The organism is Paenibacillus sp. LHD-117, assembly GCF_030929555.1.
Classification (GTDB): domain Bacteria; phylum Bacillota; class Bacilli; order Paenibacillales; family Paenibacillaceae; genus Pristimantibacillus.
Map to the genome: position 1 here is coordinate 43,487 of NZ_JAVFVT010000021.1, position 21,400 is coordinate 64,886.

General features: G+C 51.6%; 15 protein-coding genes. 5 read left to right on the top strand and 10 right to left on the bottom strand.

Annotation, left to right across the window (positions count from 1 at the left end; all coding sequences use genetic code 11):
- Window positions 1-28: 28 nt before the first annotated feature.
- Entirely contained in the window at window positions 29-898 is an 870-nt protein-coding gene (locus tag RB620_RS17320; RefSeq protein WP_308096356.1) for an alpha/beta hydrolase, read from the bottom strand.
- A gap of 113 nt (window positions 899-1,011) precedes the next feature.
- Between RB620_RS17320 and RB620_RS17325 the strand changes: the two genes are divergently transcribed.
- Window positions 1,012-2,283, top strand: coding sequence for a BaiN/RdsA family NAD(P)/FAD-dependent oxidoreductase (locus RB620_RS17325; RefSeq protein WP_308096359.1), 1,272 nt, complete (start codon window positions 1,012-1,014; stop codon window positions 2,281-2,283).
- A gap of 188 nt (window positions 2,284-2,471) precedes the next feature.
- Here RB620_RS17325 and RB620_RS17330 read toward each other — a convergent pair whose 3' ends face one another.
- Complete coding sequence (locus RB620_RS17330) at window positions 2,472-2,864, bottom strand: hypothetical protein (protein WP_308096360.1); 393 nt, start codon at window positions 2,862-2,864, stop codon at window positions 2,472-2,474.
- Between the two features lie 109 nt (window positions 2,865-2,973).
- Between RB620_RS17330 and RB620_RS17335 the strand changes: the two genes are divergently transcribed.
- Complete coding sequence (locus tag RB620_RS17335) at window positions 2,974-3,990, top strand: serine hydrolase domain-containing protein (protein ID WP_308096362.1); 1,017 nt, start codon at window positions 2,974-2,976, stop codon at window positions 3,988-3,990.
- Between the two features lie 79 nt (window positions 3,991-4,069).
- Here the strand turns inward: RB620_RS17335 and xylB are convergent, their stop codons facing one another.
- Both xylB and xylA read right to left on the bottom strand, forming a co-directional pair.
- Entirely contained in the window at window positions 4,070-5,560 is a 1,491-nt protein-coding gene (gene xylB / locus RB620_RS17340) for a xylulokinase (protein WP_308096364.1), read from the bottom strand.
- 220 nt (window positions 5,561-5,780) lie between these two features.
- Window positions 5,781-7,094, bottom strand: a complete 1,314-nt coding sequence (gene xylA / locus RB620_RS17345; RefSeq protein ID WP_308096366.1) for a xylose isomerase — start codon at window positions 7,092-7,094, stop codon at window positions 5,781-5,783.
- A gap of 191 nt (window positions 7,095-7,285) precedes the next feature.
- Here xylA and RB620_RS17350 point away from each other — a divergent pair, with 191 nt between their 5' ends.
- The 3 genes from RB620_RS17350 to RB620_RS17360 all read left to right on the top strand — a co-directional run bounded on the left by RB620_RS17350 (window position 7,286) and on the right by RB620_RS17360 (window position 10,549).
- Window positions 7,286-8,404: an ROK family transcriptional regulator gene (locus RB620_RS17350; protein WP_308096477.1), complete on the top strand. Its 1,119-nt coding sequence runs from the start codon at window positions 7,286-7,288 to the stop codon at window positions 8,402-8,404.
- 301 nt (window positions 8,405-8,705) lie between these two features.
- A complete protein-coding gene (locus tag RB620_RS17355; protein WP_374121418.1) occupies window positions 8,706-9,434 on the top strand; it encodes a response regulator transcription factor in 729 nt (242 codons plus the stop codon).
- Entirely contained in the window at window positions 9,431-10,549 is a 1,119-nt protein-coding gene (locus tag RB620_RS17360) for a sensor histidine kinase (protein WP_308096368.1), read from the top strand. The genes RB620_RS17355 and RB620_RS17360 overlap by 4 nt, the downstream gene beginning before the upstream one ends.
- A gap of 92 nt (window positions 10,550-10,641) precedes the next feature.
- On the opposite strand, the gene RB620_RS17365 is transcribed toward RB620_RS17360, so the two are convergent.
- From RB620_RS17365 to RB620_RS17390, 6 genes are all read right to left on the bottom strand, one after another.
- Window positions 10,642-16,293 (bottom strand): Athe_2463 domain-containing protein, encoded by a 5,652-nt coding sequence (locus RB620_RS17365; protein WP_374121421.1) that lies wholly within the window; start codon window positions 16,291-16,293, stop codon window positions 10,642-10,644.
- Window positions 16,294-16,350: 57 nt separating this feature from the next.
- Window positions 16,351-17,616: an S-layer homology domain-containing protein gene (locus RB620_RS17370; protein WP_308096372.1), complete on the bottom strand. Its 1,266-nt coding sequence runs from the start codon at window positions 17,614-17,616 to the stop codon at window positions 16,351-16,353.
- A gap of 14 nt (window positions 17,617-17,630) precedes the next feature.
- A complete protein-coding gene (locus tag RB620_RS17375; RefSeq protein WP_308096374.1) occupies window positions 17,631-18,602 on the bottom strand; it encodes an S-layer homology domain-containing protein in 972 nt (323 codons plus the stop codon).
- Window positions 18,603-18,819: 217 nt separating this feature from the next.
- Window positions 18,820-19,647: an MFS transporter gene (locus RB620_RS17380; protein WP_308096376.1), complete on the bottom strand. Its 828-nt coding sequence runs from the start codon at window positions 19,645-19,647 to the stop codon at window positions 18,820-18,822.
- 9 nt (window positions 19,648-19,656) lie between these two features.
- The gene (locus RB620_RS30525; RefSeq protein ID WP_308096378.1) at window positions 19,657-19,959 is read right to left on the bottom strand and encodes an MFS transporter; all 303 of its coding nucleotides are present in this window, start codon (window positions 19,957-19,959) and stop codon (window positions 19,657-19,659) included.
- A 108-nt stretch (window positions 19,960-20,067) separates the two neighbouring features.
- Window positions 20,068-21,234, bottom strand: coding sequence for an MFS transporter (locus tag RB620_RS17390; protein WP_308096480.1), 1,167 nt, complete (start codon window positions 21,232-21,234; stop codon window positions 20,068-20,070).
- Window positions 21,235-21,400 lie beyond the last annotated feature (166 nt).

The following is a 21,400-nucleotide window of genomic DNA, read 5'->3' on the forward strand; positions in this document are numbered from 1 at the left end:
GCCTCCTTATCAACGACGAGTAGTGGATTTAGTGGTTCAAGCAGTCGTTCATCCAAGCCGTAATCGTGTGTATCGTCTCTTTGCCCCTTATATCGTTATGAAGCTCGTGCAGCCCATCCTTCCAGGGATGCCAGGCGCAGCGGCTTTGCAATCGCCCGGCCAGCTCCTCGCTGGCGGCGAAGGACGTGATGCGGTCGGAGGTTCCGTGAATGAGCAGCAGCGGCACATGCAATTGGGCGGCATGTTTGATCGCCCATTCCCCGGCATCCTGGATTTCGATATAAGCTCTGGGCGTTATTGTCGTATGGCTAAGCGGATCTCCGCGCATCGACAATTTTTCGGATGCTTCAATGCCTCCGTGACGGAATAGATCCTCTTCCTTCAGCCCGGTGGACATCGGCAGCGCAGGCAGGAGGGAAGCCAGCCTGCGGCCGAACCATTCCTTCGCCGCAGGCGGTTTGAACGCTAATCTCAGCCAAGGACTGGTCAGGATTAGCCCTTGGATGAGTGGTTTCGTTCTAATCGCGCAGTTCAGCGCGATATTGCCGCCCATGCTATGCCCGTAGAGGAAAATCGGAAGATCAGGATGCCGCTTGGCGCATTGCTCCAGCATAAGGGTCAAATCCGTAATCGCCGCATCCATGGACAACATATGTCCGCGCTTTCCTTCCGATCTGCCATGGCCGTAGTGGTCGAATGCGAGGAAGGCATAACCGTCCATTGTCATCCGCTCCGCCACATGCGCATATCGCTCGCTATGTTCGCCATGACCGTGAGACAAACAGACGACCGCTTTGGGCGGATCGCCGATCGGCAGCCACTCCCGCACGAACAGTTGAGTGACTCCGCTGCCTAATACTTTCCATTCCGATACGTCATGATTGCCACGTTGACCCATTTTTGTTACAGCCCCCCGTGTTCATGTATAATAATTAAATTATACTGGAAACGAACCAGATGGATAGAGAAATTTTGTGCTATCTTTAAATAAATCGTTAGGAGAAAAATGTCATGAACTATGATGTCATCGTCATCGGAGCCGGCTCATCGGGATTAATGGCCAGCGTATCCGCCGGGGAAGCCGGTGCGAACGTGCTTCTTCTGGACAAAGGAGACAAGCTTGGCAGGAAGCTAGGCATATCTGGAGGCGGCCGCTGCAATGTTACGAACGCGAAAGAACTCGATGAATTGATCAAAAATATACCAGGAAATGGCAAATATTTGCACAGTGCCCTAGCGACGTTCGGCAATCGGCAAATTATCGGATTTTTCGAAGAGCTGGGCATTCGTCTGAAGGAAGAAGATAACGGGCGCATGTTCCCCGTCAGCGACAAAGCGAAGACGGTCGTCGACGCATTAGTCGGCAAGGTCCGTTCCCTTGGCGTTCATATTCGCGTGAACAGTCCGGTAGATCGAGTACTCTATTCGGATGACAGAGCGGTGGGCGTGCGCTTGAAATCGGGCGAATCCATAAGCGCGGGCAGCGTCATCGTTGCCGTTGGCGGAAAGTCCGTCCCTCATACGGGCTCTACGGGGGACGGCTACGCCTGGGCGGAAGAGGCCGGCCACACGATCACGGAGCTATTCCCGACCGAAGTGCCTCTGACGTCGAGCGCTTCTTTTATCCAAAGCAAGGAGCTGCAAGGATTGTCGCTTCGGAACGTAACGCTTACGGTATGGAACGCGAAAGGGAAGGCCGTCATTTCGCATGAAGGCGACATGATCTTTACCCACTTCGGCTTGTCGGGCCCGATCGCGCTCCGCTGCAGCCAGTTCGTGGTCAAGGAGCTGCGGAAGAACGGCGGCGACGTGAAAGCGACCATCGATCTGAAGCCGGATCGAACGATCGACGAGCTGTATAGCGAGACGATGGCGATGTGCAAGGACGATAGCCGCAAGGCGGTTAAAAACGTTTTGAAAGGCTATTATCCAGAGCGGATGCTGCCGTTGCTGTTTTTGAAAGCCGGGTTGCGGGAGGATGTCACGTACGACAACATTCCGAAACAGGCGTGGATGGAGCTTGCGCGGGTCGTCAAAGCGTTCCCGATCCGAATCAACGGGACGTTGTCGATCGAGGAAGCGTTCGTTACGGGCGGTGGCGTCCATCTAAAGGAAATCGATCCGAAGACGCTTCAGTCGAAGTTGATGGGCGGCCTGTATTTTTGCGGAGAGGTGCTCGATATTCATGGGTACACGGGCGGCTACAACATTACGGCCGCGTTCTCGACCGGTTATAACGCCGGCAAGCACGCGGCCGAGACAGTACGATCGATCTTGCGCTAAATACTTAAAGAGGTTGTTCAAAAAGTCCACTTTTGATCACGATGTATACCAAGAAGCTTATTCGACATCGAATCTTGAATTCAGCCGGAACTTCCGGTGCTCACGTAGTTTCCACTACGCTCCGCTCCTCATTTCCTAGCTTTATTCAACCTTCTCGGTGCTGAAAACCGGACTTTTTGAACACGCATTTAGATGTGGATGTCCCCGGAGAAGTGGTTATATTCGCCGGCGTCGGGCAGAAACTCTTCGTTCACGTACGTATCGTCGCTATCGCGGTTCGCCGCGTCTTCCGACGCGATCCAGTCCTCGTTGACCACATGGGCCGGTATCGTAATCGCGTTCAGCGCGTAAGCGGTATTCGTAATCGACTCTTCCGCGATATGAGCCTGCTCGACAAGCTGTCCGCCATGGGCCTGGGCAATCTCGAGCGCCGAGGTCAAGTCGCCTCCATCCACATGGATGTGCATGCGGCTCTCATTGTGCATGACGGGATCGTAGCCAAGTTCCTGCAGCATATCTCGCGCCATCGCCGCGCTGCTGCCGTCGCTGAAATCAAACATAATCGCAGAAAGCTGGGACAACGGTCATCTTCCTTCCAAAGTTGGGATGCAATCTCATTTCCTAAACTTAGGATGCCAAGTTGCGGACAAATCATGCCATAAACTAAATGGATTGAGGTGTATTTCAAAAATGAACCTTGATGAAGCGATTTGGTTGTACAGTGAAGAAAACATCCCCTTCGCAGGCGCCGTATTCGCAAAAAATCTGGAAGGGACTGTTTTTGAGCAAGGCTACGGTTATGCAAATCGTGCCGAAAAAATAAACAATTCGCCTGCCACTCGATTTGGCATAGCCTCCGGCTGCAAAATATTAACCGCTGTGGCCATCTTGCAATTAGTTGAAAAAAAGCTGATCGATTTGGATACTTCATTAAAGGATTGTTTGGAAATCTCTTTCCCGAATTTTGATCCAAAAATATCGATCCGACATTTATTGATGCACAGTTCGGGCATTCAAGATTATTTTGATGAAGAGTTTATGAGCGATTATGCTGATTTATGGAAATCGTTGCCTATGTACGCCGTTACTTCGACTCAATCCTTCCTTCCTTTGATTCAAAATAACGGAATGAAATGCTCTCCGGGAGAGCGGTTTTCGTATTGCAACGCGGGGTTTATCATTCTAGGCTTAATTGTTGAGCAGCTCACGGGGTCAACCTTTCAAGAATATGTTCAAGAAAACATCTTCAAATTAGCTGGAATGAATGATTCAGGCTATTTTCGACTGGACCAACTTCCTGAGCGGACAGCAGTTGGTTATATTGACGACGGGTTAACATGGCGTTCCAATATTTATTCGATTCCGGTCATTGGCGGTTCGGATGGCGGAGCATTCACGACGGTTTATGATCTGGAAAAGTTCTGGAACGCGTTGTTGAGCCATTCATTGTTGTCAGAACGCATGACCGAGATGATGTTAACGCCTCACATGAGTATAAACGATCATGTCCATTATGGACTTGGCGTATGGATAAAGAAGCTCGATCACGAAATCGTTAAGTATTTCATTATGGGCAGCGATCCCGGTGTCGAAATGCAGTCTTCGGTCTATACAAAGGGGAATATTCGCATTCATTTATTATCGAATAACGGTAGCGGTGCTGGTTCGATTGCAAGAAAAATGGAAGAGATCATTTTCGGAAACTGACAATCAACGAGTTGTTTAGCTTAATAAAACAGCGACAGCCCGGGACTAATTTCTCGTCCATGGCTGCCGCTGTTTTCATTTATCCCCGATAATCCGCGAGCGTTTCGTTCAAGCCGCGCGTTGCGCCGTATACCTGCTGATAAGCGCGGAAGAGTCCTTGATAGGTTTGGGTCGCTTCCGGGTTAGGCGCGTACTCAGATGCGTATTTCACGAATGCTTCGGAACAGGCTTCCAGGCTGTCGTACCATCCGCAGCCGTAAGCCGCGAGCATGGCCGCCCCGAGACCCGGTCCTTGCTCGTTCTCCAGCGATAAGACAGTTGCGCCGAAGATGTCGGCCTGCATTTGCAGCCAAACCGGATTCTGCGCGCCGCCGCCGATGGAGACGATTCGCTCGACCGACTTGCCCGCGCCGCGGAACAGATCTACCGATTCGTTCAGCGAGAACGTAATGCCTTCCATAACCGCCCTGGCAAAATGTTTGCGTTCATGGGATCCGTCGATGCCGATGAAGCTGGCCCGGATCGTCGCATCCGCGTGCGGCGTCCGCTCCCCGACCAAATAAGGCGTGAACAGTAAGCCTCCCGCTCCGGGCGGCAAATCGCCTACGTCCGCAAGAAACTCGTCGTATGATTCGCCCGGCGCGAACGTCTTCTTGAACCAGCTCAAGCTGTAGCCGGCCGCAAGGGTAACGCCCATCGCGTAGAAGGCGTCTTCCTTGCCGTGGTTGAAGAAATGCACCTTGCCCGCAAAATCCTTCGTTTTGTCGTCCTCGTACGATAAAATGACGCCGGAAGTGCCGATGCTGCAGAGCGTCAACCCTTCCGACAGGATGCCCGAGCCGATTGCGCCGCACGCGTTGTCCGCACCGCCCGCGAACACTTTCGTTGCGCTCGTCAAACCGCATCGCTCCGCCGCTTCCGGCAATAACGCGCCTACCAGTCCGTGCGACTCGACAAGCGGCGGGCAGAAGCCGGCTGGCAGCCCGAATGCCTGCAGCACTTCGATGCTCCAACGTTTCTCCGCTACCTCCAGCAGCAGCGTGCCGGCCGCGTCGGAGTAGTCCATGTGCCGCTCTCCTGTCAGCCGGTAACGGACGTAATCCTTCGGCAGCAGGAACGATTCGGCCGATTCGAACGCGGAGGGCTCATGCTCGCGCACCCATAATATCTTCGGCAGCGTAAATCCTTCCAGCGCCGGGTTGCGCGTCACGGAGAGCAGCCTGTCGCCGAGCGTACGCTCGATCTCGCGACATTGCTCCGTCGTACGCGTGTCGTTCCACAGAATCGCGTTCCGTACCGGCCGTCCTTCTTTGTCCAGCAGCACAAGCCCGTGCATTTGGCCCGAGAAGCTGATTCCTTCGATGGTAGAAGCGTCCACGCTCTCCGCCAGCTCGCGCAGTGCGTCAAACGTCGCTTCTACCCAATCCTCCGGCCGCTGCTCGCTCCAGCCGGAATGCTCATGATACAGCGGATAGCTGCGCGACGCTTCCGCGACGACTTTCCCTTCCCGGCCGACAAGCAGCGCTTTGACCGCGCTTGTGCCGAGGTCTATTCCGATCACGTACCCCATAGTCGGGCAACCTCCCGTTCGTCGTTTTTGCCACCTATTACAGTGAAAGTTCAAAAAGTCCGGTTTTCAGCACCGAGAAGGTTGGATGAAGCTAGGAATTGAGGAGCGGAGCGTAGTGTAAGCTACGTGAGCACCGGAAATTCCGCTGAATTCAAGATTCGATGTCGAATAAGCTTCCTGGCATACATCGTGATCAAAAGTGGACTTATTGAACATCCTTTTATACGCTGAAAATTACTTCGCTGAGCATTAGGCGGATACGCTCTTGACGGCCGGACTCGTTGACGATTGGGTTGTTCTGCAGCGCGTATTGCTCAAGTGACTTCAGCGTCGCTTTGCCTGCAACGATTTCCGCGCCGATGCCTTCCTTGAAGCTGCGGTAGCGGTTCTCTACGATGCCGTCCAGCGTACGGTTCTCGATCAGCTTGACAGCTGCTTTCAGTCCCCAAGCAAAGCTGTCCATGCCCGCGATATGCGCGAGGAAGAGATCCTCTGCTTCGAAAGAGCCGCGACGCACTTTGGCGTCGAAGTTGACGCCGCCGCGGCCGAGGCCGCCAGCCTTCAGTACTTCGTACATCGTCAGCGTCGTGGAGTACAGATCCGTCGGGAATTCGTCCGTGTCCCAGCCAAGCAGCAGATCGCCTTGGTTCGCGTCGAGCGATCCCAGCATGCCGTTGATCGCAGCCGTGCGGATTTCATGCTCGAACGTGTGGCCTGCCAGCGTCGCATGGTTGGCTTCCAGGTTCAGCTTGAATTTATCTTTCAAACCGTACTTCTGCAAAAATGCGATCGTCGTTGCCGCGTCGAAGTCGTATTGATGTTTCGTCGGCTCCTTCGGTTTCGGCTCGATCAGGAATTGAGCGTCGAAGCCGATCTCGTTCGCATAGTCGATAGCCATGTGATACAGGCGCGCCAGATTATCCAGTTCGAAGCCCATATCCGTGTTCAACAGCGTTTCGTATCCTTCGCGACCGCCCCAGAACACGTAGTTCTCCGCGCCCAGCTCCTTGCCGACTTCCAGCCCCTTCTTCAATTGCGCGCCGGCGTAGGCGTACACGTCCGCGTTGCAAGTCGTGCCTGCGCCATGGACGAAACGAGGGTTCGTGAACATGTTCACCGTGTTCCACAGCAGCTTCTTGCCGGACTGCTTCTGCGCGTCCTTCAGCATCGCGACGATGACGTCGAGGTTTTTGTTCGTTTCTTGCAGCGTCGCGCCCTCCGGAGCGATGTCGATGTCATGGAAGCAATAATACGGAATGTTCAGCTTCTCCATGAACTCGAAGTTCGCTTCGACGCGCGCCTTGGAACGATCCAGACCGTCGTATTGGTCCCAGCCGCGAACCATCGTGCCCGCTCCGAACGGGTCCGAGCCGTTCGCGTTGAACGTATGCCAGTAAGCGACCGCGTAGCGCAAATGTTCTTCCATCGTTTTGCCTAACACGACTTGGTTCGGATCGTAATGTTTGAAAGCAAGCGGATTGTCGGAGCCTTTCCCTTCGAACGCGATTGCCGGAATGTTTTTGAAATAACTCATAATAATGAATCCTCCTTTAAGATGAATGCGTTTTCCTTCTACATGCAGAATAACATAGTTCTACTTAGTTTGTCTATTAAACAAACTAAGTTTTATGGTATACTTGTTTTATTCGAATACGGAAAGCCATAGACGGGAGAACCGAACAAGTGCGAACGAAACCGACGGGGGATCTGACCCTTATCAAAAAAATGAATACGTCCATCGTGCTGGAGGCCGTGCTGAAGCATGCGCCGCTGTCGCGCGCCCAAATCTCCGAGCTGACGGGGCTGAATAAAGCAACCGTATCCAGTCTCGTGCAGGATTTGATCGACGCCCACCTCGTGCGGGAGATCGGTCCCGGCGAGTCGAGCGGCGGAAGGAAACCCGTTATCCTCCTCTTTAACGAGAAGGCGGGTTATGCCGTGGGCATCGATCTGGGCGTCAATTATATTAGGGGCATCTTGTCCGATCTGGAAGGCGGAGTCGTCGCGGAACGGTATCGGGAGCTGCGCCCCCAGCAAGAATTGCCGCTACATCTGCTCATGGATTGCATTGACGAGCTGACGAAGCAAGCGCCGGACAGCCCTTACGGGATCGTGGGCATCGGTGTCGGCGTGCCGGGCATCGTAGACGATCAAGGCACGATCCTGTTCGCGCCCAACATGAAGCTGCGGCAGGTCGCTTTGAAGCGAATGCTGCAGGAGCGTTACGGACTGCCTGTCACGATCGACAACGAAGCGAACGCGGGCGCCCAAGGCGAGCAGAAGTACGGCGCCGGCCGCGGCATCCGCAACCAGATCTATGTCAGCGTCGGGATCGGGATCGGGACGGGCATTATTTTGAATAAGGAATTGTTCAAAGGCGCTTCGGGATTCTCCGGCGAGCTCGGCCATCTGTCCATCCAATTCGACGGCAAGCCTTGCAGCTGCGGCAACCGAGGATGCTGGGAGCTGTACGCTTCGGAGAACTCGCTCCTGGAACAAGCGGCCGAGCTTGGATTCGACAGCTTGGAGCAGCTGCTCGACGCCGCATCGGCGGGGGATGAACGCGTGCAGTCGCTGTTCCGCAAGATCGGCTCGTATTTGGGGGTCGGAGTAGCCAATATCGTAAACGTGTTCAACCCGGATGTCGTCATCATCGGCAACCGGATGAGCCGCGGCGCGGAATGGCTCGGTCCTGCCATACAGGAAGCGGTCGACGCGCGCACGCTTCCCTACCATCGCGCGCAGCTGCGCATCTTGTTCGCGGAGCTGCAGGAGCATTCCGCCGTTCGGGGCGCGGCCTATTATGCCATCAACGAATTTTTTGCCAAGGTGAAAAGCGTGTGAGAAATCCGCTCGATTGCGAGGCGACTCGCACCGCCTGCATGCGATGAAAGCCTAGTTCCACCTCTGAAAAACCTGCGGGCAATCGTTCGCAGGTCTTTTGATTTCCGGGAAAACGCCTTAGCAAGTTCACGGCAGCAGCGATACGTCTCCCTTTGTGCTGTTTAAATTCCGTTTACATTGCAAAGCTACTCTAAGGTAGCGGCAAAAAGAGCGAGCAGGAAGTGACGAGATCGAAGATGAATAAGAAAACAGGCGGCTGGTTCGCCACATTACGAAGGCGGAGCTGGAGAACTCGGCCAAAATGGCTTACGTGGGACTAGATAAATCGATTCCTCAGGAGGTGTTGACGATAGGATATGTCTTAATCGCGGACGACGATCCGCATATTCGGGAGCTTGTCCGGGTTATTCTTCAGAAGGAAGGGTACGCGGTCAGCGAAGCGTCGGACGGGCTGGAAGCGATGAAGTTCATCGAGGCGGCTCCTGCCGATATGGCGATCATCGATCTGATGATGCCGAACATGGACGGCTGGGAACTATGCCGGCAACTGCGGGAATACAACGATATGCCGGTCCTCATGCTCACCGCGAAGGGGGAGCTGAACGACAAGCTGCGCGGCTTTCATATCGGCGCCGACGATTATCTCGTCAAGCCGTTCGATCCCGCTGAGCTCGCGGTACGGGTGAAAGCGCTAATGAAAGGGTACAAAATCGCCTCCTCCCAGCAAGTATCGGCCGGCGAACTGATAATGGATCGTCAGACGTATCAATTGAAAGTAAATGGGGATCCGCAGACGATTCCTCCTAAGGAATTCGAGCTGCTCTTCATGCTGATGAGCAATACGGGGCGAACGCTCGCCCGCGGCTCCTTGATCGAAGCGATCTGGGGATATGACTTCGACGGCAACGAGCGAACGCTCGACGTCCACGTCAACCGGCTTCGCGAGCGATTCTCGAGCTGGGGAGTGACGGTCAAGATCAGCACGATACGCGGCCTCGGCTACCGGCTCGAGACGGAGGCGGCGCGATGAAACGCTCGAACAGGCAGCCTCGGCTCGGACTCATCATTTTGAAAAGCATTATGGCCACTATAGCGGTGATCTTGTTTTGCTTCGCCGCGTTTTCGGCCGCTTACTTTTTGTCGGACTGGTTGCACGATTATTACGGTTTGTCCTGGAACGAATATTATATTCAGCTTGCGACTTGGGCGCTTGGCATCGTAATCTTTGTTATCGCCTTCATTCTCTTCAACGTGTTAACTAGACCGCACCAAATGGTTGTTTGGAATGAAATGTTAAGCGCGTTTCGCAAAATCGCCAAAGGCGATTTTAACGTCGTCATCGACGAAGAAGGCAAGTATCGCGGACAAATCGGCGAATTCGTCGATTCGATCAACGAGATGACGCAGGAGCTGAAGCAGGTGGAGCAGCTGAGGCAGCAATTTATTTCGAACGTGTCGCACGAAATCCAGTCGCCTCTCACCTCCATTCGTGGATTCGCGAACATGCTGCAACGGGAGGACTTGACGCGCGAAGAACAAAAACATTATTTGTCCATCATCGAGAACGAAACCGTGAGACTGTCGCGTCTAAGCGATAACTTAATGAAATTGACTTCGCTCGAATCGGATCAGGTCGAATGGGAAATCTCGCCGTTCCGACTCGACAAACAGTTGACCGAAATTGTGCTAGCGAGCGAGCCCCATTGGCTGGAAAAGAATTTGGAGATCGAACTCGAGTTGGATGAAGTTACGGTAAGCGGGAACGCGGAGCTGCTCAGCCAAGTCTGGTTAAATCTGCTGCACAACGCGATTAAGTTTACGCCGCCGCATGGCCACATTCGGCTGGCGCTTCGGCCTTCGAACGGCAACGCGCTCGTGCGCGTCTGCGATACCGGCATCGGCATTCCGCCAGAGGATCAGAAACGGATCTTCGAACGGTTCTTCAAAGGCGACAAACAGCGGACGCGTACCACCGAGGGCAACGGGCTCGGCTTGTCGATCGTGCAGCGGATCGTCGAGCTTCATCAGGGAGAGGTTCGCGTCCGGAGCATGCCGCAGGAAGGTACGACTTTCGAGGTGGAGCTGCCTTTGGTACCTGCGCAGACTAATGCTCCAACACAATCCAGCAAAAGCAAAACTTGCTGATCAGAACGAGAGCCCGGACACTTCCAACGCAGCCGTCTCAAAAGAGCGAGCTCGTATCGTTGGAAGAGTCCGGGCACCTCTTCGCATAAGCGTTATTTAACGCGATGAACGCCAACCGTCTGCGAGACGTTCCCTTTTATTTCGATGGCGACAGTCGTCGATTTAACGATTCCGTTACTATAAGTTGCAATAAACGTGAAGGCTGCGGGGCCGTCCTCCAACTCTTCCAATTGCTCATCCCACATATCTCCCTTCCATCTTGTATTCGTGCCGTCGGTAGCCGTAAGCGTGACCTTTCGTGATTCGAATAATACTTCTACTTTGGTTGCTCGCGTCGACGTAGACGTAACCGTTGTACTCGCTTCCAGCATAAACTTCTCGCCTGCCCAGAACATGTTCGGCGTTCTTGGCGACTCCTTATTCCCGCTTTCCTTCACGTTAAAAGCTTGCCTCCGCTCGTTCCATGCTTCCGTATGATGGACCGCCCCAGCTACCGTTAGCGGCAAGACGGGTATTGTACGTACGAGCTCAGCCGGAGCAGACTTGCCGTCCGTTACGGTTTGGCGCATGCGCCATGCTCCCGCTTCCGCCATTCGGTGAACAGGGCCCGTGATCGGGTAAGGGTAAGCGAAAACGTAGCTGAACATATTGCGAATTCCGGACGGACTCGATAATTCGTACATCACGTTTAAGCCGTCTCGGTCGAGGTCATTGACGCTGCTGCGGAACGAAACCGTATCGCCTTCATATACGATATTCGGCGACCAGCTGAATCCCGGGACGGGTGGCCGGTTATTGATGACGTTTACGGCTTTCGACACCGATTGCATATTGCCGTTCGGCGTTGTGGATGTCCATTCGAACGTATATTGGCCGTCCGGCATCGAGCCTACTATAAACGTGCCCGACCAATTTTTTTGGCCGTATCCCAACGTGCTGGCCGTCGTAGAAGTTAGAGTCATCGTTCGCTGGTAAGGCGTTCCCTTGAACATCGTCACGGTCGTCGCGGAGGGGTTGACCGATGAGTCCGGATATTTGGTCGTCGCCGCTTTGAGCTGGTAGGTATCGTCCACGACAAGAGTCATTAGGTTGCTCGTGCCATTCGATGGCGAGTCGATCTGGCCGCTTAAGTTAATCGGCGTGGAGACGCGGACTTGATACGCATGCTCCTCGAACGAACCGGCAACTGAACCGTTCGCACGCATCTTGAACGTGTACAACCCATCCGGCGTCGTGCACGGAATCGCAAACGACTCGTTGTTCCAAGTTACGTCGTTGCCCGTTTTGGTGCCTGTATAAAAGGGTACTGACTTCGCGATATACGTACCCATGGAGAACTGCAGCGAGACCGCGTACGGATAACGCGTCCAAAGTCCGAACGCCTCGAGCCCTTCGCTTGCCGGCACGGAGTCCAGCGAAAATCCGGCATATGCCGTGCGCAGATTCGATTTGAACTGCACCGGGACAGTGGATGGAAGCACATACGTCCGCCGGATAGGATCGGACCATTCACCTTCTATATCCTGCGCCAAGTAATCCAGCACGTACGTGCCGGGCGCAAGCTCCGTAGGAATCTTCGTGTACACCTCGCCCGTTCCTTGGTTCGTCAACTTGATCGACCTTGCTTGGATGCCGCGATCCGTCGACGCTCGTGTCACGTTATGATCAAGATCATAACTTAGGTCGATCCATGAGGATCGGTACAGATTCGCTGCAGGGATGTAATCGAAGTCCAGCGTCACATCGGCGATGGGTTTGCGGTGGACATATACATCGATAGCCGACACGTTAGAATAGTACGAATATTGCGAAAAATTAAGATCCGTCGACGGCATGTCTTTGACTCTACGCATGAATTGGTATATGCCTGGTTTGTTCAGCGTGATCTTAGATTGATAGGGGAACCAGTTATTCTGGTTCGGAAGGGAAATAAGCGGCTTCTCGTTTATTTTCTCGAAACCCATGCTGTTGTCATAATAAGTTGGATCCTGAATGATCTGCAATTGATCGGTACTTGACGGAATGAGATCGTTCTCGAAATCAAAGGTTGCGGTCCGTGTTTCCACTTCTTCCCCAATTAGTTTCAGCATCTTAGGCACGACCGGATTGCTCTCAGCTATGTAGGAAATAACCGACGCCATCACTTGCTCGATCGCCTTATCATTCGCAATATAATGATCGTGCTCGATTTGTCCCTTAAAAGCGGAAGCCCCTACAATGATTAATTTTGCCTGATGTTTGCCCATGACATTTTGCAGATCGGAGAGCAGAGATGCCTGATTATCGGAAACGTAGATGACGTATTTGTTCGGGACGGACCGCATAAATGTTGTGTCATATGGCTGGCGCACGTCTTTGTAGATCGAACCGCTGTAGTAGCCGGTGTAGCTGTCGTAAGAAACCATCCTCGGTTCCCAAACGTCATGCGTCCAATAAACCGTTCCGGAATAATAGGCAGTCCATCCGCGAGTACAAGACCCGTTTTTGGGGCCAGTGGATCCGCAGCTCGGTCCGTCAGGCGACTCGCCTGTACGGCTAATAGTTCCCGAGTATTGTCCATCGCTATAATTCTGACTTGAACCACAGTTATTCCAGGAGCTTGAGTCTTTATAATTGCCTTTTGAGTCATAGTATGTTGTCACCGTACTTGAACATGTCCCGGTTCCTGTTTTGGAATCGGTGACCGTTTTGTATTTCCCTTGGTCCACCGAATAGGGTGAATTAGATACGCTAGTTCGGGACAGCGTTCCGGAATAGCCGTTTGAGCTATATGAGATCGTACTTGACGGATAAGAAGACCCCGTTCCGTTGCTCGTGCTCGCCGGTTGGCTGTACGTGTATGTCTTCATGTCCCAGATATTCAAATTTACGAGCATATTCGCTTGGGTAAATGCGTTGGTCAACGTAACCCCGTTACCTCGTATGTAATCAGTGGACGCTTGCTTCAGGTTCGCATCGAGCATCATGTAGACGTCCATATCCGGCTTTTGCGTCGGCACGTCTATGTATAAGTCGCTTGACGGCGCGTAGTTATCGACGAAGAAATACGATTCGATCATCCGCGTTTTGTCATCGGCTGGCGTCATGAATTCCATCAGTCGGTCTTCATTTGTTCCTTCCGTGGCTGAGGCGATGATCTTGTATTGTCCCAGCTTATCGAAAACGGGAAGCTCCGTCGCTTCTCCATCCGTTTCGTACACCGTCTCGTCCATCTTGCCGTCGTTGTTCGAATCATATTGAACCTCTAGATGCTTTTCAGCGATAAAATCGCCGTCAGTACTTACGGTATCATAGAAGAGCTGCAGTTGATCCAGTCGGCTTATCTGCGATTGATACGCGTGCGCGATCACGGCCGGCTCGTGATCGGGCAAGATTTCGTATTCCACAACGTACGGATCGGAATATCGCGTCACTGATTTTCCGTTTCCATAAGGAATCACGCGCTTGGCCGCGATGCCGATTTTGTATTGCCCTGTCTTCTTGTACATGAATTTCTTCTCGATTAAGTTCGATTCGCAGTAGCCTGTTCGGCATTTCAAATTCGGATTGGTAGGATCCACGTAGCTAAACGAAGTGATTTGCAACGGTGCGTGCTGTTCTACCCATTGATCGTTACTGGCGGCAGATTGGTCGAAGGCCCTCATTGTACGATTCTGTTTGAAGAGCCCTTCGAGCTTGATGGATACCCTCGGTTTCGATTCGTGGATGACGACATGCTGTATTTTAAACGATTCGGATCCATCTGGCGCAGTGAATGTTGTTTTGACTTCACGAATGCCGAGCTTGTCCTCACCGAAGACATAATTGCCTTTGTAGAAATCGTCTGCGTCAATCTCGGTGCCATCGATAAAGACTTGTTTTGTGAATTCGTCATAACCAGCAGGATTCTTACAACCTCTATGAGGTATGATTTCCGGCGGAGCATCCGTTACAGGGAATGGCACCACATCATACCAGTCTAGCGGCCAATCCGCTTTCGGCGTAATGTACTGTGGAGGTGCTGGCCATGTTTCTTCCTCACAGGTGTAAATGTAAGGCGTCTGCGTAACCGTGATCGTTCGAATTCGTTCTGATGTTTTGTTCGTGGTCGCATCTTTGTCGACGATTCTTTGTCTGATTTCGAATGTTTTTGATATCGGTTCAGTAACCAAATCGGAAGTGAACTTCGTGGTCATGAAGTTATAAAGCCATTGCTCAACGGACTTCTGATCTAAGTGTCCTTGTGTAGGAGCTTTCACCTCAGGAATGGCCGGATCGTATTTCCGGCTGACTTTGGTTCCGTCTTCATTATTTTTAATTTCGAACTCGTAGTAGTCCGCATCCGCTCCGTATGAGTAATCGGCGTAGCCAACCATTGGACTCGTGAATTGAGTAAGACGGTCGAATTGAATCGTTGGTACCACACCAAAATCGCTCTGCATCGGCTGTTTTTCGGTTGGTTCGAACTCGATTTGGAAGTTGCAATATTGTCCTGTTGTTGAAGGTGTGCTGTACGTGTGGTTAGTATAGATCGCGAAAGCGCCGGCGTGGGATTTATACAGCCATACGTCTTTATTGGATTTATCCAGTTTTGAAACGTCAATTACGAGGGTGAATATAGCACTTGCTTGATTACTTTTCTTCACAACTCCGTCTTTATAGTTTTGCGAAGACTTCTGCGAATAAGTCGCTTCATTAGGATTACGTAAGTCGATCCGCCAGTAGTCGATGTCCTTGCGGGTGTAGTACTCCGCTTCGGCAGATCGATTACCGAAATACATCTCGTCTTGGAGCGATCCCGTCACAATCATTTCGACCTTCACGGTCTTACTCTTGCCGATCGGGATCGGCTCATTGCTTACCGGCTGTGCGGTGCAGAGAGCCGGAGTTTGCTTCTTTTGAGCAGGACCCAATTTGGGCAACGCGTATGTATGATACCACATGGAATGCGTCTCCCAGCTGTAATGATACATGTTCCCAAAACCGCCGGCGCGGGCTGTTGGCTCTTGGTCGATGGACATGTAGTTTCGTGGATCGCTATTATCCTGACTTGCGGGGAGTACGCGATAACGATCAGCATATTTAACACCTTGACCTATGTTAAAACCTAATGAAGAGTTTATTATATTTTTTAGATAATCAAATCTCTCATCTGTCACGTTGCTCGTTTGACCTTGAATGAAGCCATATACCGCCCCCGGCGAGTCAGGTTTATATTTGTAGTCAGACGGTACTTGATCCCAAGGACGATATACCCAATGTTTTGAAGCTAAAGCATTGCCAGAATCCGAATCCACAATAAAATGTATATTAGAGAACAAGTTACCGTCCCTTGTATACCCTAAATACCGGTACTCGCCTCGAACTGTATTCCCCGTCTTGGGATCTCTCCCCATAAAATGACCGTTGTTATAATTGATGGTTGAAGGCCCGCCTGGTTGGTAACCTTTTTTAAATTCCTGCACATTCGTTGGAACCGAAAACACATTGCCATAAATCTCTAGCCTTCGTTGTCCGGCAACGGGACTTGCGCTTCCGGAAGGCCATGCAGTTTGATAATAATATTGAGCATTAAATTTGTACCCATCTACATTGCAGGGCGGTACTCCTTCCGGAATATAGCCGTCAACACTTGGTATCGGATTATATCCGCAACGGTTGGGATATCCATTTATAGTGGCAGGAGGTTTTGTGTCAGCCGCAAACGTAGTTTTATAAGTCCATCCTGTAAAATTAAATAAAGAAAGAAAACAAAGTAAGGCCATGGTTGAAAATACAACTTTTCTTTTTCTTTTTCTTTGCAAGGATCCCCCTCCTAATCTTTAATATTTTAGTGTAACTTCAAAACGCTTCCCAACTTCGCGATATGTGAAGTTTTTTCCGTTAAAGCTGAAATCTTTTTGCGCTGTCTCTACGATATAAGCCTCTACTTTCTTCCGAAGTTCCTTGCCTTTACCATTGCCGGCCAACAACTCATATAGTGCATTCAAGTAATCGTTACTTGTTTTAAATATTGACGTTACTGGATAACTAAATCCCAGTTTTTTAGTGCCATCTCTATTGACGAATGCTGATAACTCGTCTTCAGGACGTAGATGAAATTGACCTATTTCAGTGAAATAAACGAATTTATCGAATGAGTCTTTGCTCGAAAACACTTCAATAGCATCTCCACCAAACAAATTAACATGGCCTTTTGTAACATGCTTTTTTGCTAAATCAACCATTTTGTTGTACATATCCAAAGCATATTTATCGTTATACAAATATATCTTCCCGTTGTTTGTTGTATAGTTTAAACCGTTTAAACTCGGTTGAAATGGTTTTCTAAGTGCTGTATCTTTTAGTCTTAGAACCATTGTTAATGCCTCGGCTCTTGTGACGTATCTTTGAGGATAAAATTTTCCGTCTGGATATCCATTCATTAAACCTGAAATTAGAACAGTGGCTCTATACCAGTCTGTGTATGGGGAAAAGTTATTGATATCCTTTATCCCACTTTTACTTAAAACATAATCTTGATACATTGTGTCATATTTACCTTCAACCTTTGCAAACCAAGCACCCAATAAATATGATGCAGCGTCACGCTTGATTTGTTTTTGAAACAGAGAATGATTCTTTGGAAAAACAAGATCGGTATTGCTAATAACGTATGAATCAAACAAGAAGTTAACGTATGGTGTTGCCCAATAACCGGAAGAAGCATTCTTGAAGTTGAATTTAGTTGTTGAAACTGCGTTCTTAATAAAATAGGCAAACCCCGGCCTATCTTTTTCGAGAGCAGCAAGCCACGAAGGGTCGAATTCCGTTTTTTCGTTCTTGGTTACGCTATAAGAACGCAGAATCATAGCAATGAATTGATCGGCTTGTACAACATCATCCGGACGAAATGTTCCATCCTCGAATCCTTCCACAAACCCCTTATCATAGGCTTGCAAAATCATGTCCTTCGCCCAATGCTTCGAAATATCCGAGAAAGGCAGCTCGCTCGCAGCTCCCCCTTCTGCGTTAACGGAACTCGCACCTCCAGCAAAAACAGAAATAAAAAGGGCTAGAGTAATAATCCAGTGAATCGTCTTCTTCATATCTTTATCTCCTCTCAACTATTCAAATAGGCTGTTAGACGCGCTAATACTTTAACGGCTTCAGCTCGGGTAACGACTTTGTTCGGCTGGAACGATCCGTCCGGATAGCCTGCGAATATGGCAGAGCCACTTACTCTTGAAATCGCATTTTGTATTTCTTTCGGCAATCCTCCAGTGTCGGTATATGCTTTCGGAGCCGGTGCTTTTTCATTTACTAGATTCATCACGTTTGCAATCATAAGCGCGACGTCTTTGCGTGCGAATGGCTTTTTCAATTGAGTTACATCCCAATTTGATAGGATACCTAGGTCATCCGCAGCCGCCAGATATGCTGTTCGCCAATCGTTGCCTACCGCTTGAGCAAAGTTGTATTCCTGCAGCCCCATTTCAAGTGCGAGGTCTTCGTTCCACACCTTCCAGCGGAACAACCTTGCCCATTGGCGGTTGCCGTGCGGTTGCTCTTCCGTCAATGCCAGAACAATCATTTTGACTAATGCTTCGCCGGTCACGAAATCGTTGGGGCCGAATTTTCCATTTCCGTAACCATTTACGATCCCATTATTCACGAATGTAGCAATGTCCGCTTTCGCCCAATGGCCAGCAATATCCGAGAACAGCGGGATATCGACTACCAGGTTATAGTAAGCGTGTACCGGCGCTAGTATTGTAAACGTATAAGTTCCGGCGGGAGGCGATTCCACTGCGTAATCATTCGTCCAGTAGACGCCTTCCGGATCGTTAATCTGATTGCTATGATTCGCTTGCACGACACGCCCGTTCGGCAGCGTCAACGTTGACGTAAATGCCCCATCATACCCTTCTATCGTAAATTCGACAAAATCGACCTTATCCGTCAATTCGTAGCTTTTTGAAATTTTTACGTTATTGCTAGAAGCAGCCGCCCTCGCGCCGTCGTTGAAACCTACGCATACGCCCAGCAGCAGCGTCGCCAGTCCAAAATATACAGCACGTCTATGTTTTAACATGTTTTTACACTCCTTGCCAATTGTTTTTTTGCCATGAAAATACAAAAAAAGCACGCCTCTCCCTACTCTCGTAAGGAAAAGCGTGCTTCGCTCATCTCTAAAAGTTCTCTCTATTTCGACGAATATCTACTTCGATGTTACGCCAAAGCCGTAACATTGTCAATCATTTCCTCACTGCTCGCTAACTACCGCATTTCTAACTGCCTGCTCCTCGGGTTTATGCTTGAAGAGCGGCACGAGCAGCAGCATGCCGAGGAACATGGCCGTTCCCGCGGCGCAATAAATGCCGACGAGCGGAACGCCGAGCTTTAGCAGATTGCTGGACACGAGCGTCATCAGCACCATCATGCCCATAAACATCGGCGTCAAAACTCCGTTGACCCGGCCGACATACCGCTCCTCGGAAGACTGCAGGATGAGCGTGCTTATGCCGATCTGAACGCAAGGAAACCCGAGACCGCTGCAACGCGAACGTCAGCGGAATGTTCGTCGATATGCCCACGCCGACCATCGAGATCGAGATGCACAACATCCCTAGCGCCAGCAGCTTCTGCGGCGAAATCTTTTTGGCGAGCGCCATGACCGCCCCGCCGCCGATCATCATCGCGATTCCGTACGTCATCAGTAGAAATTGAAGGAACTCCTTCTCCTGGCCGAGCCTGTCGGTGACGATAAACAATCCCAGCGTCTGCACGATCCCGACCGCAATGCCCGCAAGCGCGAACGTGCCGCCTAACGACTTCAGCACCGGGCTTCGCCATACATATTGAAAGCCGTCTTTCAGCTCGACCCAGAACCTGCGTGTTCCGCCTTCAAGAGCAACCTCGCGTTCAACCTCCCGATCCGGCGGAATCCGGAACAGGACAAGCGCCGACAACAGAAACGCAATGCCCATGATGGCAACCGACCAACGGATGCCCAACATTTGATAACACGCCACGCCGATCGAAGGGCCGATGACCATGAAGATAGCCACAAGCGATTGAAACAGCGCCATCGACGACTGAAGCTGCTCCGGATCGATATGCTGTTTGAACAGCTTCATGGCCGAAGGCTACGAGAATTGCGAGAGCACTGCCGATACGAACGTCACGAGATACACCATATGCCAGGAGCCGAAAATGATCGTGAGCAGAACGGCGAACACGGACGCTGCGGATAGCAGATCGCACCAAATCATCGTCAGACGCGGCTTCCACCGATCCGCGAACGTCCCTCCGACGATCGAGAACACGAAGATCGGCAGCGTCTCGACAAACGCCATCAGGCCGACCGCGAACGGATCGTCGTTCGTCATTTCCGTCACGTACATCAGAATCGCAAAGTTGCGTACCCATATCCCGATTTGCAGCAACACGTTGGATAACAGAATCGTCTGGAAAAACCGGTTGCGAAACAGCTTGCCGACCGACGCCGGCGCCGCTCCTGCCTACATCCATCCTCTCTCATTTCCGTTCCGAATCGATTAAACCTCTCTACGATCCTTCGGCAAGAGAATCGCAAGCAATCCAATGACCGGAAGGAAACTCGCAAGCAGCATTACGTATTCCATGCCCTGCGCGTCCGCCACGTTGCCTAGCACGACCGAACCTAATGCGCCCATTCCGAAAGCAAGGCCCGTAATCAGTCCGGAGGCCATGCCGACCTTGCCTGGCATCAGCTCCTGCGCGTATACGACGCTGACCGAGAAACCGGATTGCAGAATAAAGCCCATGACCGCCATTACGGGGTACACCCAGAACAATGGCAAATGCGGCAGCAGCAGCGCGAACGGCGCGGCGCCAAGAATGGAGATCAACATCATCTTCTTGCGGCCGATCCGGTCGGCCATCAAGCCGCCCATGAACGTGCCCGCCACGCCGAAGATCATGAACAGGAACAGCGGCACCTGCGCTGCCTGTATCGTCAAGCCATATTCGTCTCTAGCAAAAAACTGATAGAAGTTGCCGATCGCAGCCGCGTACCAGGATCGGGCGAAGACGACAAGAAGAAGGATCGATAAAGCCAGCGCGATGACTTTTCTGCCGGTCGCTATCGATGCACCATTTGCGGATGCCGCTTTCTTCTTCGGCACCTTCCCGCCGTGCTCCGCAAGCCGCGCCGTATACCAAGGTACGACCTTGAACGAGATCGCGATCGCAAGCGCGGCCAGCAGCATGCCCCATGCCACGCCCCGTTGGCCCAGCGGTACGAAGATGGCCGCGGTCATAATCGGACCCAGCGACTGGCCGAAGTTGCCCCCGACCTGGAAGATCGACTGCGAGAACCCTCTCCGGCTGCCCGCCGCGAGATGGACGACGCGGGAGCCTTCGGGATGGAAGACGGCCGAGCCTATGCCGACAAACACAACGGACAGCAGCAAAAGCGCGTAGTTCGGCGCGAAGGCGAGTCCGGCCATGCCGGCCATGCTGCACAGCATGCCCGCCGGCAGCATCCAAGGCGTCGGCCGTTTGTCCGAGAAGATTCCGACGACGGGCTGCATGATGGACGAGGTCATATTCAGCGTGAAGGCAATCCAGCCGATTTGACCGTACGATAGTTTAAGAGACTCTTCGAAAATCGGGAACAGCGCGACGACGACCGTCTGCATCGCATCGTTTAATAGATGGATCGAGCTGATCGCGAACAACATGGCGTAGATGGTGGCCGATTTTACCGCGCTCGCGGTAGAGCCGGCCGCCGTGGTCTGAGATGACAAGAAGAGGACCTGCCTTTCGGTTGGTGATGGGAGACAGCTCGACATTACCAATCCTAATCCAGCATGCGTGTTCCTTACGGACAAGGGATGGCTTCATTGC